Origin of the sequence: Kitasatospora sp. NPDC057904, assembly GCF_042887925.1 — a bacterium.
Lineage (GTDB): Bacteria > Actinomycetota > Actinomycetes > Streptomycetales > Streptomycetaceae > Kitasatospora.
In genome coordinates this window covers 1-14,439 of sequence record NZ_JBHVOL010000050.1, presented here as the reverse complement: position 1 = coordinate 14,439, position 14,439 = coordinate 1, and the positions used below count along the sequence as shown (strand labels likewise).

General features: G+C 73.5%; 15 protein-coding genes. 5 read left to right on the top strand and 10 right to left on the bottom strand.

Features of this window, described 5'->3' with window-relative positions; all coding sequences use genetic code 11:
• Window positions 1-130 precede the first annotated feature (130 nt).
• Both ACFVSN_RS44685 and ACFVSN_RS44680 read right to left on the bottom strand, forming a co-directional pair.
• The gene (locus ACFVSN_RS44685; protein ID WP_031069385.1) at window positions 131-826 is read right to left on the bottom strand and encodes a response regulator transcription factor; all 696 of its coding nucleotides are present in this window, start codon (window positions 824-826) and stop codon (window positions 131-133) included.
• Window positions 823-2,355, bottom strand: coding sequence for a sensor histidine kinase (locus ACFVSN_RS44680; RefSeq protein ID WP_387959276.1), 1,533 nt, complete (start codon window positions 2,353-2,355; stop codon window positions 823-825). The genes ACFVSN_RS44685 and ACFVSN_RS44680 overlap by 4 nt, the downstream gene beginning before the upstream one ends.
• Before the next feature lie 305 nt (window positions 2,356-2,660).
• Between ACFVSN_RS44680 and phoU the strand changes: the two genes are divergently transcribed.
• The gene (gene phoU, locus ACFVSN_RS44675; protein ID WP_380447092.1) at window positions 2,661-3,341 is read left to right on the top strand and encodes a phosphate signaling complex protein PhoU; all 681 of its coding nucleotides are present in this window, start codon (window positions 2,661-2,663) and stop codon (window positions 3,339-3,341) included.
• A 183-nt stretch (window positions 3,342-3,524) separates the two neighbouring features.
• Window positions 3,525-3,704, top strand: a complete 180-nt coding sequence (locus tag ACFVSN_RS44670) for a hypothetical protein (protein WP_380447094.1) — start codon at window positions 3,525-3,527, stop codon at window positions 3,702-3,704.
• 169 nt (window positions 3,705-3,873) lie between these two features.
• Here ACFVSN_RS44670 and ACFVSN_RS44665 read toward each other — a convergent pair whose 3' ends face one another.
• Together ACFVSN_RS44665 and ACFVSN_RS44660 are read right to left on the bottom strand one after the other, a co-directional pair.
• The gene (locus ACFVSN_RS44665; RefSeq protein WP_387959274.1) at window positions 3,874-4,464 is read right to left on the bottom strand and encodes a lytic polysaccharide monooxygenase; all 591 of its coding nucleotides are present in this window, start codon (window positions 4,462-4,464) and stop codon (window positions 3,874-3,876) included.
• Window positions 4,465-4,738: 274 nt separating this feature from the next.
• Window positions 4,739-5,497: a phosphoglyceromutase gene (locus ACFVSN_RS44660; RefSeq protein ID WP_380447098.1), complete on the bottom strand. Its 759-nt coding sequence runs from the start codon at window positions 5,495-5,497 to the stop codon at window positions 4,739-4,741.
• Between the two features lie 148 nt (window positions 5,498-5,645).
• Between ACFVSN_RS44660 and ACFVSN_RS44655 the strand changes: the two genes are divergently transcribed.
• Window positions 5,646-6,998: an MDR family MFS transporter gene (locus ACFVSN_RS44655; protein WP_387959272.1), complete on the top strand. Its 1,353-nt coding sequence runs from the start codon at window positions 5,646-5,648 to the stop codon at window positions 6,996-6,998.
• 20 nt (window positions 6,999-7,018) lie between these two features.
• On the opposite strand, the gene ACFVSN_RS44650 is transcribed toward ACFVSN_RS44655, so the two are convergent.
• Together ACFVSN_RS44650 and mshA are read right to left on the bottom strand one after the other, a co-directional pair.
• Complete coding sequence (locus ACFVSN_RS44650; protein ID WP_387959271.1) at window positions 7,019-7,531, bottom strand: YbjN domain-containing protein; 513 nt, start codon at window positions 7,529-7,531, stop codon at window positions 7,019-7,021.
• 118 nt (window positions 7,532-7,649) lie between these two features.
• Entirely contained in the window at window positions 7,650-9,023 is a 1,374-nt protein-coding gene (gene mshA, locus ACFVSN_RS44645) for a D-inositol-3-phosphate glycosyltransferase (RefSeq protein ID WP_387959270.1), read from the bottom strand.
• 274 nt (window positions 9,024-9,297) lie between these two features.
• On the opposite strand from mshA, the gene ACFVSN_RS44640 reads away from it, so the two are divergent.
• Complete coding sequence (locus ACFVSN_RS44640; protein WP_387959268.1) at window positions 9,298-10,128, top strand: class I SAM-dependent methyltransferase; 831 nt, start codon at window positions 9,298-9,300, stop codon at window positions 10,126-10,128.
• 234 nt (window positions 10,129-10,362) lie between these two features.
• Here ACFVSN_RS44640 and ACFVSN_RS44635 read toward each other — a convergent pair whose 3' ends face one another.
• Window positions 10,363-10,923 (bottom strand): O-acetyl-ADP-ribose deacetylase, encoded by a 561-nt coding sequence (locus tag ACFVSN_RS44635; protein ID WP_387959266.1) that lies wholly within the window; start codon window positions 10,921-10,923, stop codon window positions 10,363-10,365.
• A gap of 236 nt (window positions 10,924-11,159) precedes the next feature.
• Between ACFVSN_RS44635 and ACFVSN_RS44630 the strand changes: the two genes are divergently transcribed.
• Window positions 11,160-12,632: a PP2C family protein-serine/threonine phosphatase gene (locus ACFVSN_RS44630; protein ID WP_387959264.1), complete on the top strand. Its 1,473-nt coding sequence runs from the start codon at window positions 11,160-11,162 to the stop codon at window positions 12,630-12,632.
• 112 nt (window positions 12,633-12,744) lie between these two features.
• On the opposite strand, the gene ACFVSN_RS44625 is transcribed toward ACFVSN_RS44630, so the two are convergent.
• The 3 genes from ACFVSN_RS44625 to ACFVSN_RS44615 all read right to left on the bottom strand — a co-directional run bounded on the left by ACFVSN_RS44625 (window position 12,745) and on the right by ACFVSN_RS44615 (window position 14,228).
• Window positions 12,745-13,101: a DUF2516 family protein gene (locus tag ACFVSN_RS44625; RefSeq protein ID WP_380447110.1), complete on the bottom strand. Its 357-nt coding sequence runs from the start codon at window positions 13,099-13,101 to the stop codon at window positions 12,745-12,747.
• Window positions 13,102-13,219: 118 nt separating this feature from the next.
• Window positions 13,220-13,738 carry a hypothetical protein gene (locus tag ACFVSN_RS44620; protein ID WP_387959262.1) on the bottom strand — a complete coding sequence of 173 codons (519 nt, stop codon included), beginning with the start codon at window positions 13,736-13,738 and terminating at the stop codon, window positions 13,220-13,222.
• A gap of 22 nt (window positions 13,739-13,760) precedes the next feature.
• Window positions 13,761-14,228 (bottom strand): helix-turn-helix domain-containing protein, encoded by a 468-nt coding sequence (locus ACFVSN_RS44615; protein WP_387959260.1) that lies wholly within the window; start codon window positions 14,226-14,228, stop codon window positions 13,761-13,763.
• Window positions 14,229-14,439 lie beyond the last annotated feature (211 nt).

The window sequence follows — 14,439 nt, the reverse complement described above, 5'->3', positions numbered from 1 at the left end:
AAAACGCTCGGCTGGAGAACCCCAGCCGAGCGCCTGCGTGATCTACTGACGACCACGTAAGCCATCAGGTGTTGCGAGGACCCCAAGAATCCGCCGTGCCGGCGGGGGCCTTCCGCGTGTCCGTGCCGGTTTACGGCTCGAACTTGTAGCCCAGGCCGCGGACCGTGACCAGGTAGCGCGGCGCGCCCGGGTCCGGCTCGATCTTGGCGCGCAGGCGCTTCACGTGGACGTCGAGGGTCTTGGTGTCGCCGACGTAGTCCGCGCCCCACACCCGGTCGATCAGCTGCATGCGGGTGAGCACCCGGCCCGCGTTGCGCAGCAGCATCTCCAGCAGGTCGAACTCCTTCAGCGGCAGGTCGACCTTGGCGCCGTCCACCGTCACCACGTGCCGGTCGACGTCCATCCGGACCGGACCGGCCTCCAGGGCGCCCGGGCCGCCGCCGTTGTCGCCCGCGCCGCCGTCCTCGCCGCGGCGGCGCAGCACCGCGCGGATGCGGGCGACCAGCTCACGGGTGGAGTAGGGCTTGGTGACGTAGTCGTCCGCACCTATTTCCAGACCGACGACCTTGTCGATCTCGCTGTCCTTGGCGGTCACCATGATCACCGGGACGTTGGAGCGCACGCGGAGCTGGCGGCAGACCTCGGTGCCCGGCAGGCCCGGCAGCATCAGGTCGAGCAGGACGAGGTCGGCGCCGTTGCGTTCGAACTGCTCCAGCGCGTCGGGGCCGGTGGCGGCGACGGCCACCTCGAAGCCCTCCTTGCGGAGCATGTACGAGAGGGCGTCGCTGAACGACTCCTCGTCCTCGACCACCAGTACTCGGGTCACGATCGGGCCTCCGGGGCAAGCTGGGTTGTCTTTGACAGGGGTTCTTCCCGCTCCCCGGCGGGGAGCGAACGGCCCGGGCGGGCCGTGGTGGCCGCGCGGTCCGGAGTGAGGGTTCGGGGTGCCGCGGCGGGCTCGGCGCGGGCGCCGGGGTCACCGCCCACGGCGGGTTCGTCGTCGCCGGCGTGGCCGGCTGCGGCGTCGGTGTCTTCGGTGTCTTCGGGGTCGTCGAAGCCTTCGAGGTCGTCGAGGTCGTCGAGGTCGTCGAGGTCGTCGGCGTCCTCGACCACCCGGGCGGTCTCCAGGTCCTCGGCGGTGGGCGCCTGGCCGGCGGGCAGGCGGATGGTGAAGGTCGAGCCCTGGCCCTCGACGCTCCACACGGAGACGGTACCGCCGTGCGAGGCGGCGACGTGCTTGACGATCGACAGGCCCAGGCCGGTTCCGCCGGTGGCCCGGGAGCGGGCCGGGTCGACGCGGTAGAAGCGTTCGAAGACCCGCTCGCGGTCCTTCTCGGAGATGCCGATGCCCTGGTCGGTGACCGAGATCTCGATCAGCTCGCCGTCCGCCTCGCCGAGCGCCGCGGCGCTGGAGATCCGGCGGGTGGCGATGGCCACCCGGGTGCGGGGCGGGCTGTAGTTGACCGCGTTCTCGACCAGGTTGCCGAGCGCGGCGGCGAGCTGGCCGCGGTTGCCGTGCAGGTAGAGGCCCGCGATGCCGCCGGCGGCGATCAGGATCTGCTTGGCGGCGGCCTGCTGGCGGCAGCGGTCGATCGCCTCGGCGATCAGCTCGTCCACCGCGACCGGCTCCGGGTCGACCATCAGCCGGTCGTCCTGGACCCGGGACAGGTCGATGATCTCCTGGACCAGGCTGGCCAGCCGGGTGGCCTCGATCTGCATGCGGCCGGCGAAGCGCTGGACGGCCTCCGGGTCGTCGGCCGCGTCCGCGACCGCCTCGGAGAGCAGGGACAGGGCGCCGACCGGGGTCTTGAGCTCGTGGCTGACGTTGGCCACGAAGTCCCGGCGGACGGCCTCCACCCGGCGGCGGTCGGTCTGGTCCTCGACCAGGACCAGCACCAGCCGGGAGCCCAGCGGGGCGACCCGGACCGAGACCGCGAGCGGCTCGGCGGCGCGGGCCGCACCGGGGCGCGGCACCTCCAGTTCGACCTGGCGGATCTCGCCGTCCCGGCGGGTGGCGCGGGCGAGGGAGAGCATCGGGTCGACGGCGACGGCACCGCCGCGGACCAGGCCCATCGCGTACGCCGCCGAGCTGGCCTTGACCACCTCGTCGGCCTCGCCGAGCACGATCGCGCAGGAGCGCAGCACCGACAGCACGGTGTCCACGCCCGGCGGGAGCGGGGGCTCCTGGGCGGCGGCACCCAGAACCTGGTGCCGGCCGTAGTTCCTGCCACTGGTGCCGCTGTACTTCCCCTTGGCCTGCTCGCGCTCGCTCCAACGGAAGGCGATCGAGGCCGTGAGGCCGACGCCGAGCCCGGCTATGGCGCAGGCAGCGGCGGCGGCCACGTTCACGTCCATGTGGCCAGCGTAAGCGTACGTACTCGGCGTTCCCCAAGGGTCGGATCAAGGCATCGACCTGCTGTTGCCGAGAATTCACCTCCACGTAGCTGCCGATTCACCGCACCGGCCGGACGTGGTCGCCCAAACGGCACAGAGTTGGCCGTGCAGCCCGTGTGGGAGTGGGTGGCGTGCCGAACCGGGGGCGCCGCCCCGAGGGTGCGCGTACCATTCGCGCACCAGCAGCGGTCGCCCGGACGCCGGCTCGACGGTCGTACGGGATGACCGGTCGGCACCGCCACCGACACAGCTACTGAGGAGAGAGCATGCGCGACGCGTACCACGAGGAACTCGATGCGATCGGCGACAGCCTGGTCGAGATGGCCCGGCTGGTCGGCTCCGCCCTGGGCCGGGCGACCACCGCACTCCTCGACGCGGACCTCGCACTGGCGGAGAGCGTGATCGCGGCCGACGAGAAGGTCAACGAGCTCCACCACGACCTGGAGAACCGCGCGATCGACCTGCTCGCCCGGCAGCAGCCGGTCGCGACCGACCTGCGCATCGTGGTCACCTCGCTGCGGATGAGCTCGGACCTGGAGCGCTGCGGCGACCTCGCCCGGCACGTCGCCAAGGTCGCGCGGATGCGCTACCCCGACTCGGCGGTGCCCGGCGACCTGCAGTCCACCGTCCTGGAGATGGGCCAGCTCGCCCAGCGCCTGGTGGCCAAGGCCGGCCTGGTGATCGCCACCAAGGACGTCGACAAGGCCCTGGAGATGGAGCAGGACGACGACGCCATCGACACGCTGCACCGCGAGCTCCTGTCCCACCTGATCGACGACCGCTGGGCCCACGGCATCGAGACCGCCGTCGACATCACCCTGGTCGGCCGCTACTACGAGCGCTTCGCGGACCACGCCGTGTCCGTCGCCAAGCGCGTCGTGTACCTGGTGACGGGCGAGCACGTGGCGGACTTCGTCGCGTCCTCGGAGGCCTCGGCCGCGGAGTGAGCCGCGTTCGGGAGCGGTCGGGCTCACCCCGTGGGGTGACTAAACCTCGGGCGAGGGTGGTGCGGGCGCACGGACTCCCGGGCGGCCCACCACTGCGCGCCCGTTGACGCTCCCTCCGAACGGCGGCTTCACTCGAAGCCGTAGGCACCGGAAGTGTGCCCGTCACAAGGAGGGTTCAGCACGATGAAGGCCAACCCGACCCGACCGGCGCCGGCACACGACACCGTCGAACCGATCCCCGCGAAGCTGCTGCCCGTCCTCGCGGCCGGCTGCGGCTGCGGCCCCGGGTGCGGCTGCGGCTGCCAGTCCGGCGCGCCCTGCCAGTGCGGCGGCGCGTCCGGCGGCTGCTGCGGCGGCCACTGAGGAGGCACCGGGGCGCCCGGCCGCTCATGCGAGGCGGCCGGGCGCTTTCGGCCGTCCGGTTCCGGTGCGGCGCCGACCGGTGTGGTGCGGACCCGTGCGGTGCCGACCAGTGCGGTGCGGACCAGTGCAGTGCGGACCGGTGCAGTGCCGACCGGCGTGGCGCCGACCGTCAGAACTGGACGTCGGTGCAGGAGTAGAAGGCGTTGCCGGTGTCGGCGATGTCCCAGACCGCGACGACCACCTGGTGGCCGGTCCGGTCACCGGGCAGGGTGGCGGTGTGGCTGACGCTCTGCGGCACCTGGGAGCCGTCGTAGGGGACGGTGAGGAACGGCGTCAGGTCCAGGCCGGCGCGGGTGACCGGCCGGCTCGGGTCGTACCCCTGCCTGGTCAGGTAGTACTCGAAGCCCGAGGTCGCGTGCCGGGCGGTGAAGCTCCAGGTGAAGGTGAGGCTCTGGCCCGCCGTCACCTGCGTGGCCGGCCAGGCACCGCCGTGCGGGTCGTCCAGTTCGGCGAAGCGCCCGTTGCCGCCGGCGCAGATGGTGCCGTCGGCCGGCCCGTCGGACGGGAAGCCCTTCGGCCCCTCGACGCTCTGCGGCTCCCACTGGATCTCGCCGCAGTCCCACGGGACCCCGCCCGCGCCGCAGAGCGCGGCCCTGCTCGGGGGCGTGGAGATGTAGCCGTGCGACTGCGCCGGGAGCGCGAAGGTGAGCGGGATCGCCAGGGCGGCGACGGCCGCCCCGACGAGATGACGTTTGCGCATGGTGCTCCTCCGTGGGGGTGGATGGAGAGTGCGCCGAGCGCAGGCGCGCGCGTGGGGGTGCGCGGCCGGACGGGGAATCCTTGGCATGCCTGCGCCAGCCCGATGCCCACACGGTAGGAGCGCCCGCCCGCGCCCGTCAATGGTCTGAACCACTTTCGGTCGGCCCACCGGTTCCCGTGAACTCCCTTGCACGGCAAGATGGTTGAATGGCGGGCGAACAGCGAGCGGCCCCGCCCCCGGCGAACCGGGAGACGGGGCCGCATCGGCAAGGGGGTTACTTCTTGCCCTGGTTCTTGACCGCCTCGATGGCGGCCGCGGCGGCCTCCGGGTCGAGGTAGCGGCCGCCCGGGTTCAGGGGCTTGAAGTCGGCGTCGAGCTCGTAGACGAGCGGGATGCCGGTCGGGATGTTCAGGCCGGCGATGGCGTCGTCGGAGATGCCGTCGAGGTGCTTGACCAGCGCGCGCAGGCTGTTGCCGTGGGCGGTGACCAGGACGGTCTTGCCGGCGGCGAGGTCCGGGACGATCGCGTCGTACCAGTACGGGAGCATCCGGTCGACGACGTCCTTGAGGCACTCGGTGCGCGGGCGCAGCTCGCTCGGGATGTCGGCGTAGCGGGCGTCGCCGGCCTGCGAGTACTCGTCGTCGTCGGACAGGACCGGCGGCGGGGTGTCGTACGAGCGGCGCCAGAGCTGGAACTGCTCCTCGCCGAACTCCGCCAGGGTCTGGGCCTTGTCCTTGCCCTGGAGCGCGCCGTAGTGGCGCTCGTTCAGGCGCCAGCTGCGGCTGACCGGGATCCAGTGGCGGTCGGCCTTGTCCAGGGCGATCTGCGAGGTGCGGATCGCGCGGCGCAGCAGCGAGGTGTGCAGCACGTCGGGCAGCAGACCCTCGGCGGCCAGGAGCTCGCCGCCGCGGGCGGCCTCCTTCTCGCCCTTCTCGTTGAGGTCGACGTCGACCCAACCGGTGAACAGGTTCTTCTGGTTCCACTGGCTCTCGCCGTGGCGGAGCAGGATGAGTCGGTACGTCGTGTCAGCCATGGCGCCCAGCTTAGTGGAGCTCCGAAAACCCCTGGCCGGGACCTTTGTCCATGAGTAATGTGTCCATCGCGCTTCTGACACTTACACCTTTCGGCTGAGCGGACCTGCCCGTGCCGCTCGCCGGACGCCTGCCTCCGGGAGTCCCCACATGCCCGTCGCACCGCCCGTCCCTGCCCGGATCCGGAGAGTCGTCCGGGAGACGACGGGCGGACTGCCACGCCAGTTCTGGTGGCTCTGGACCTCGACGCTGATCAACAAGCTCGGCGCCTTCGTGGTCACCTTCCTCGCCCTCTACCTGACCACCGAGCGGGGCTACTCGGACTCCTACGCGGGTCTGGTGGCCTCGCTGTTCGGCCTCGGCTCGGCGATCGCCGCGATCGGCGCGGGCGTGCTGACCGACCGGATCGGCCGTCGGCCGACGCTGGTCGCCGCGCAGCTCGGCACGGCGCTGTTCACGGCCGTGCTCGGCTTCGCGGACGGGCCGGTGGCGATCGCGGTGGTGGCGTTCCTGGTGGGGCTGTGCAACAACGCCACCAGGCCCGCCACCTCGGCGATCATCGCCGACCTCGTCCCGGCCGAGGACCGGGTCCGGGCCTACTCGCTGAACTTCTGGGCGATCAACATCGGCTTCGGGCTCTCCGCCGCCGCGGCCGGCCTGATCGCCACCCACGGCTACCTCACGCTGTTCCTGCTGGACGCGTTCAGCACGCTGGTCTGCGCCGTGGTGATCTTCGTCCGCATCCCGGAGACGAAGCCGGAGATGACGGCCGCCGAGGCGAAGGAGCCGGCGGTCGGGCTCGGCACGGTGTTCCGGGACGGCCGCTTCATGTCGGCCGTCGGGCTGACCCTCGTGCTCGCGCTGATCTTCCAGCAGGGCAGCACCACCCTGGCCGTCGACATGGGCCACGCGGGCATCACGTCCACCGAGTACGGGCTGGTCATCGGCCTCAACGGGCTGCTGATCGTGGTCCTGCAGATCCCGCTCACCCGGTGGATGGAGGGCCGCTCGCGGACCCGGCTGCTCATCGCCAGCTGCCTGCTCACCGGCTGGGGCTTCGGCCTCGCGGCCCTGGCCGGGTCGTCCGCCTGGGTCTTCGCGGGTTCCGTCGCGGTCTGGACGATCGGCGAGATCCTCAACGCGCCGACGATGATGAGCCTCGTCTCCGAGCTCGCGCCGACCCACGCGCGCGGCCGCTACCAGGGCGTCTACTCGCTCTCCTGGGCGCTCGCGTCGTTCCTCGGCCCGGGGGCCGGCGGCGTGCTGCTGGACCGGGCCGGACCGGCGGTGCTGTGGGGGGTGTGCGCGGTCCTCGGCAGCGCCGCGGCGCTCGGGTACGTGGTGCTGGGGCGCCGGACGGGCGGCACGGCGCCCCGGGCGCCCCGGGCGGAGAACGTCACGGAGGTCCCGGCCGCCGCGCCCGCCGAGGCCACCGGGGCGGCCGGAGGCGCCGGAGTCGCAGGGGCGGCGGCCGAGGCCGCGAAGGCTCCCGCGGGCGCCTGAGGCCCGCCGCGGAGGCCGGGTCAGTCGGCCTTCCGGGCGGCCAGGTGGGCGAAGGCGGCCAGGTTGCGGGTGGACTCCCCGCGCTTGGTCCGCCACTCCCACTCCCGCCGGATCGCCGAGGCGAAGCCCAGCTCCAGCAGGGTGTTGAACGGCTCGTCGGCGTTCTCCAGCACCGTCCCGAGCAGCCGGTCGACGGTGTCCGGGGTGAGCGACTCCAGCGGGAGGCGGCCCGCCAGGTAGACGTCGCCGAGCGCGTCCATCGCGTAGGCGACGCCGTAGAGGCGGGTGTTGCGCTCCAGCAGCCAGCGGTAGACGGCCTCGTGGTTCTCGTCCGGGCGGCGGATCACGAAGGCGTTGACCGACAGCGTGTGGTCGCCGACCCGCAGGGCGCAGGTGGTGCTCAGCTTGCGGGTGCCCGGGAGGGTCGCCACCAGCGTGTACGGGTCGGCGGCGGCCGGTTCCCAGGCCACGCCGGCCTCGTCCAGGGCGGTGCGCAGGAGGGTCAGGGCCTCGTCCTTGGTGCGGGTTGCCATGGGGGTGACGTTACTCGGCGGTACGGGCGGTGCGCAGCAGGCTGTGCGCAGCAGGTGGCGTGCAGGAGGCGGGGGTCCTGCGGCGCCGGGGCCTCGCCCCTGGCGGGGGCGGGCCGTGTCAGGCCAGTCGGCGGCGGGCCGTGGTGAGGCGGCCGGCCGGGCGGGCCAGCGTGCCGGCGTACACCTCGGCGGTGGTCGACGCGGCCGTGTCCCAGCCGAAGCCGGACGCGTGCCGGGCCGCCGCCGCGCCCCGCCGCTCGACCAGGCCGGCGTCCGTGACGTACGGCTCCAGCGCGCGCGACCAGTCCCGCGGGTCGTGGCCGTGGACCAGCGTGCCCGTCTCTCCGTCGCGCACCGCGACCGGCAGGCCGCCGACCGCGGCGGCCACCACCGGCGTGCCGCAGGCCTGGGCCTCCAGCGCGACCAGCCCGAAGGACTCGCTGTAGGACGGCATCACGAGGGCCGTCGCCGCCCGGTACCAGTCCGCGAGCTGCGCCTGGCCGACCGGCGGGTGGAACCGGACCACGTCGCAGATGCCCAGCTGCGCGGCGAGCTTGTGCAGGCTCTCCGGCCGGGCGAGCCCACTGCCGGACGGTCCGCCGACCACCGGGACGACCAGCCGCTCGCGCAGGGCCGGGAGGCGTTCGACCAGTTCGGCGACGGCGCGCAGCAGCACGTCCGGCGCCTTCAGCGGCTGGATCCGGCCGGCGAAGAGCAGCACGGCGGCGTCCTGCGGCAGGCCCAGCCGGGCCCGCGCGGCCGCCCGCGCCCGCGGCCCGTCGGGCCGGAAGACGTCGAGGTTGACGCCGGGGTGGACGACGGCGAGCTGGTCCGGGCGAGCCGCGTAGTGCCGGGCCAGCTCGGCGGCCTCCTCGGTGGTGTTCGCGATCAGCCGGTCGGCGGCCTCGACCACCTGGGTCTCGCCGATCACCCGGGCCGCGGGTTCGGGAGTGTCGCCCTCGGCCAGGGCGGCGTTCTTCACCTTCGCCATGGTGTGCATGGTGTGCACCAGCGGCACGCCCCAGCGCTGGGCGGCCAGCCAGCCGACCTGCCCGGAGAGCCAGTAGTGCGAGTGCACGAGGTCGTAGTGGCCGGGGCGGTGGCCCGCCTCCGTCCGCAGCACGCCGTGGGTGAAGGCGCACAGCTGGGCCGGCAGGTCCTCCTTGATCAGGCCCTCGTACGGCCCGGCGGTGACGTGCCGCACCAGGACGCCGGGGGCCAGCTCGACGGTGGGGGCGTCGTCCGAGCAGGTCGCCCGGGTGAACACCTCGACCTCGACGTCGAGCACGGCGAGGCGCTTGGCCAGCTCGACGATGTAGACGTTCATCCCGCCCGCGTCGCCGGTGCCGGGCTGGTGCAGCGGCGAGGTGTGCACGCTGAGCATGGCTATCCGGCGGGGGCGGCGGCGGCCCGTGACCAACGACTGGAGACGACCGCGCGCGGGCGCGGCCGGCTGGGCGCGGCGTACCGAACGGACGGGGTGCTGGATCACCTGGCTGAAGCCTCCTCTGTGCGGCCCGTCTCCGGCGGCCCGCATCCGGCCCGCCTGCTGTCCGGTGTGCGCTGCCCCGTCCGGGCCCACACATCACCACCAGTGTGCCAACCACTCGGATGATGCCCGGCATTCCCGGATCGCCGACCTGATCACCGACCGGTCCCCGGATCGGCCGCCGACCGGTCCCTGCACGGACCGCCGACCGGGTCCATGGACGGACAACGGTGCAGGTGGGAGGGGTCGGGCCGGGCCCCTCGGTACCCTTCTGGACATGGCCGCCTCCTTCGACCCCTCGCCCCCGGCCGCCCGCGGACGCAGCGGGCGGCCGGTCGGGACGGTCACCCGGGGCACCACCAACACCAACCGGCTCCGACGGATGGACCGCTGGATCGCCCACGCCCTCGGCCGCGCGCTGCGCTCCGCCGACCGGCCGCCGGTCGCCGTCGACCTCGGCTACGGCGCCGCCCCCTGGACCGCCGTCGAACTGGCCGGACGGCTGCGCGCGGTGCGGCCGGACGTCCGGGTGGTCGGGATCGAGATCGAGCCGGAGCGGGTCGCCGCGGCCCTGCCGTACGCCGCCCCGCCGCTGCTCACCTTCCGGCGCGGCGGCTTCGAGGTGCCGCTCGACGGCGGCGCGCCGGCCCAGCTGATCCGGGCCGCCAACGTCCTGCGGCAGTACGACGAGTCGGCGGTGGGCGCGGTGTGGGAGCGGCTCTGCGCGCGGCTGGCGCCGGACGGGCTGCTCGTCGAGGGCACCTGCGACGAGATCGGGCGGCGCCACGTCTGGGTCGCGCTCGGCCCGGAGGGCCCGCGGACGGTGACCTTCGCGGCCCGGCTGGGCGGCCTGGAACGGCCTTCCGACCTGGCCGAGCGGCTGCCGAAGGCGCTCATCCACCACAACGTGCCGGGCCGGCCGGTGCACCGGTTCCTCGCCGACTTCGACCGGGCCTGGGCGGCCGCGGCGCCGTACGGGGCGTTCGGGGCGCGCCAGCGCTGGGTGGCCGCGTGCACGGCCCTGGCGGGCGACTGGCCGCTGGTGGACGCGCGCGGGCGGTGGCGGCAGGGCGAGGTCACGGTGCCCTGGACGGCGCTCGCGCCGTAGCGGGGCGGTGCGCCGTAGCGGGGCGTTGCGGCGGGGACGTCGGGGCGGTGCGGCGGGGACGTCGGCGGGGTGCGGCGGGGTGCGGCGTCCGGACACCGGCGGCAACACCCGCGTTTCACTCGAACGAGTTATCGAATTCCTCTGGCGCGTTGACGCCCCGTCACGCCACGATGGAGGTCACCGGGCGGCGCCCACACCGCCGCCCGCCCGCAGCACGTCCGCAGCACGTCCCGCTCAGCCGTCCGACCGCAGCTCCGCCCACGCCCGTTCGAACACGCCGTACATCTCCGCCCCGAACAGCACGAACCGCACCTCGTCCAGCCCCGCCCCGGCCCGCTCGTCGCCGCCGCCCACCGCCTCGGCGACGGTGGAGAGCGCGATCCGGGCCGCGTCGGCCGGCGGCCACCCGTAGATCCCGGCCGACACCGCCGGGAAGGCCACCGTGCGCGCGCCCAGCTCCGCCGCCGTCCGCAGCGACTCGCGATAGCAGGAGGCCAGCAGCTCCGCCCGCTCCTCGTAATCCTCCGCCCGGTACACCGGCCCGACGGTGTGCACCACCCACCGCGCCGGCAGCCGGCCGGCCGTCGTCGCCACCGCCCGCCCGGTGGGCAGCCCCTTGCCCCAGTGCGAGGCCCGCAGCCGCCGGCACTCCTCCAGGACCTGCGGCCCGCCCCTGCGGTGGATCGCGCCGTCCACCCCGCCGCCGCCCAGCAGAGAGGAGTTCGCGGCGTTCACCACCGCGTCCACCTGCTGCTCCGTGATGTCACCCTCGACCAGGGTGATCCGCGTCACCATGATGTTGCCCCCCTCTCCGCCCGCCCCGGCACCCGCCGGGGCCGGGCCCGAGTCGCCGTCCGAGTCCGATGACCACACCGCCACCGGCGTGGCAATAGCCACAACGGCCCCGGCGGGCCAGAGAAATCCCCGGAGATCACGTTATGGTCGCGAGAAGTTCCCCGACGCAGGGTGCCACGCGGGCACTGCGGACGGACGCCGGCCGTTACGCACTCGGGGAAAGGGAGGAACCACCGATGCCCGCAACGGGAGACGGGCGGGCACGAGGTGCCGCGGACCTGTCGGACGCCCTCGACGGCGCCCTCCCCCGCCGTGCCCGCATCCACCCCGTCCCGGTCGGCCCGCTCACGGACGCTCCCCCGATACCTCACCCCCGATCGCGGGCCGCAAACCCGTCGGCGGCCGGCGAAGGTGACGCCGCGGCCGGCGGCACCCCGCTCAAGCTGCTGGTCATCGAGGACGATGCCTCCGACGCCCAGCTGATCAAGGCCGCGGTCGCCGACAGCGGCACCGCCATCGAGGTGCACTGGGCCCGCGGCCTGGAGCAGGCCACCGGCCTGCTCGCCCCGCCGCCCACCGGCGCCCGGCGCGGCCGCCCGCGCGGCAGCGAGTTCAGCTGCGTCCTGCTCGACCTCGCCGCGCCCTCCGACCTGCCCCACCCCTCCGACTCCTCCGACGGGCTGGAAGGCCTCCACGAACTCCTCCGCCGGGCCCCGCACACCGCCGTCGTCGTGCTCACCGACGCGGCCGGCGCCGAACTGGGCGCCGCCGCGGTCGCCGCCGGCGCCCAGGACTTCCTGATCAAGCACGAGACGGACGGCCCGCTGCTCGCCCGCGCCCTGCGCTACGCCGTCGAACGCAAGCGCGCCGACGAGTCCCAGCGCCGCCTGGTCGAGGCCGAACTGCGCGGCCAGGAGAACGCCCGCCTCCAGCGCCACCTCCTGCCCACCCCGCTGCTCGACGGCGCCGGCCTCTCCTTCACCCGCCGCTACCGCCCCGGCCGCCGCCGCGCCCTGCTCGGCGGCGACTTCTACGACGCCGTCCGCACCGACGACGGCACCATCCACGTCGTGATCGGTGACGTCTGCGGCCACGGCCCGGACGAAGCCGCGCTCGGCGTCGCGCTCCGCATAGCGTGGCGCACCCTCGTCTTCGCGGGCCTCACCGGCGAGGCCCTGCTCACCACCCTCCAGCACGTCCTCGAACACGAGCGGCGCAGCGACGAGATCTTCGCGACGCTCTGCATGCTCGTCATCGAGCCCGGCGGCGAGTGCGGCGACCTCGACGCGCTCGGCGCCTGCGAACGGGCCCGCCTCTACCTCGCCGGGCACCCGGCGCCCCTCCTGCTCGGCGCCGACCACCAGCCGCTGACCTTGCCCTCCGACCTCGCCGGGCCGGCGCTCGGGCTGCTGCCGTGCGACGACGGCGAGGCCGCCTGGCCCGCTCACGAGATCGAACTCCGGCCCGGCTGGCGGCTGTTGCTCTACACCGACGGACTCATCGAGGGCCGGGTCGGGGCCGGGTCCCGACGCCTCGGCCAGGACGGTCTCGCCGATCTGGTCGGCGACCACCAGTCCGCCGGGCTCACCCGCGGCCGGCTGGTCGACAGCGCGATCGCCGAGGTCGAGGAGCTGAACGGTGGCGCGCTGACGGATGACGTCGCGGTGCTGTTGCTGGAGCGGAACCCGGTGCAGCTCATCCTGGGGTGAGCTCTGGGGGCACTGCTTGAGCTGGTGCACGAAAAACGGTGCTGCCCGGGGAGGCGTTTTGTGGCCTCTCCCGGGCAGCACCGCTTTCTTTCCGCTTTCTTTCTGCGCTTTGTCACCAGGGTCCGTACGGCCCCATGTTGCTCCGGCCGCCACCGCCCCGGCCGCCGCGGTTGGTCAGCTCCCGGATCGCCGGACGCACGTCCACCATGTAGACGATCGACGCCACCAGCCCGGCGAGCGTCCCGATGCCGGTGAAGAAGTTCACGCCGAACAACAGGTCCCAGCCGAACGCGATCCCCAGGATCGCCAGCCAGAAGCCCTTGGTCTTCTTGTCCGCGGCCCGGTAGGCGTCCTCCCGGCGGGACGCGCCGTCGATCAGGGCGAACAGCTTGAAGCCCAGGATGGCGACGGACATCCACCAGATCGGGTTCAGATAGGACAGGCCCAGAACCTGGTTCACTCCGCCCATGGCGGTCTCCTCTGTCTCTCGGCTCCGGTGTGCGGGCCGCCGTCCATCCTGGCACGGCGACCGTCCGCCAAGCCGTCAACGTTCCGCGATCGGTGGATGTGCCCCGTTCGGTGGCGCTTCACTCTCCTCGGGGAGCGTCCTTGCGGGTGCGGGGGGTCTTCTTCGGCGCGGGCTCGGCTGCGGCTGCGGCATCGTCCTCGATGACCTCGGCGTCGATCACCGCGGGCTCGGTCGGCTCGGTCGGCTCGGCCTGGGAGCCCGGGCGGGTGCGCTCGACCACGACCTTGCCGCGCTCGGCGAGCTCGTCGTACGTCTCCTTCGCCTTGACCGCCAGCTCGACCGCCCGGCCGACCTGCTGGATGGCGAAGTCCTGGGCCCGCTCCTGCAGCGCCTTGAAGTCCGTGGGCAGCGTGGTGACCGTCTCGGCGACCTTGGCCTGCGCCTCGGCGAGCTTCGCCTGCGCCTCCTGCAGCCGGGCACCGGCCATCTCCTGCGCGCCCTTGCGGTCCGCGGCCAGCGCCTCGACCTTGCCCGGCACCTCGCGCAGCTTCTCGTAGGCGAGGTCACCGGCGCCGGCGAGGGCGTACAGCGGGGTCGGGTCGGTGAGGGTCTTCTTGAGCTCGTCGGTGATCGGCATGACCGGTCCTCCCGGTGGGTGTCTAGGCGGCTGGGCCGTCGGTCGTCGGTTGTGCGGGTGTCGTCGGTTGTGCGGGTGTCGTCGGCTGTGCGGGTGTCGTCGAAGTGCCGCTGTTGGTGCCGGCCTCGGCTGCCGGGTCCCGGCGGGCGGCGTTCTCCTTCAGGAAGGCTTCGTAGACCGCCAGCAGCGCCTGCTTCTGCTGCTCGTTGATCAGCGGATCGGCGAGGATCGAGGCCCTCAGCTCCAGACCCTCGTCCCGCCGCTCCTCCAGGATCCCGGCCTGGACGTACAGCGTCTCGGCCGAGATCCGCAGCGCCTTCGCGATCTGCTGGAGGATCTCCGCGCTCGGCTTGCGCAACCCTCGCTCGATCTGGCTGAGGTACGGGTTGGACACGCCGGCGGCCTCCGCCAGCTGGCGCAGCGAGTACTGCGCGTTGCGGCGTTGCTCGCGGATGTACTCGCCGAGCGAGCCGACGTTCAGTGAGGCCATGTCCACAGGGTGCAACATGGCGCTTGCAAATGCAAGCAGGGTGCTAGCTGGAGCAAACGTGGGGGCCGCTGCGCGGGGCTTGGGGTGCGGGGTGGGCTTTCGGGTGGGTGGGGGGTGCCGGGGGTGGCTCCGGGGGTGGCCGCTCCGGGGGCTGGATGATTTTCCGACTGCCGACTCTGTGGGTGGGGTGTTCTCACCGTTGGCAGTCTGA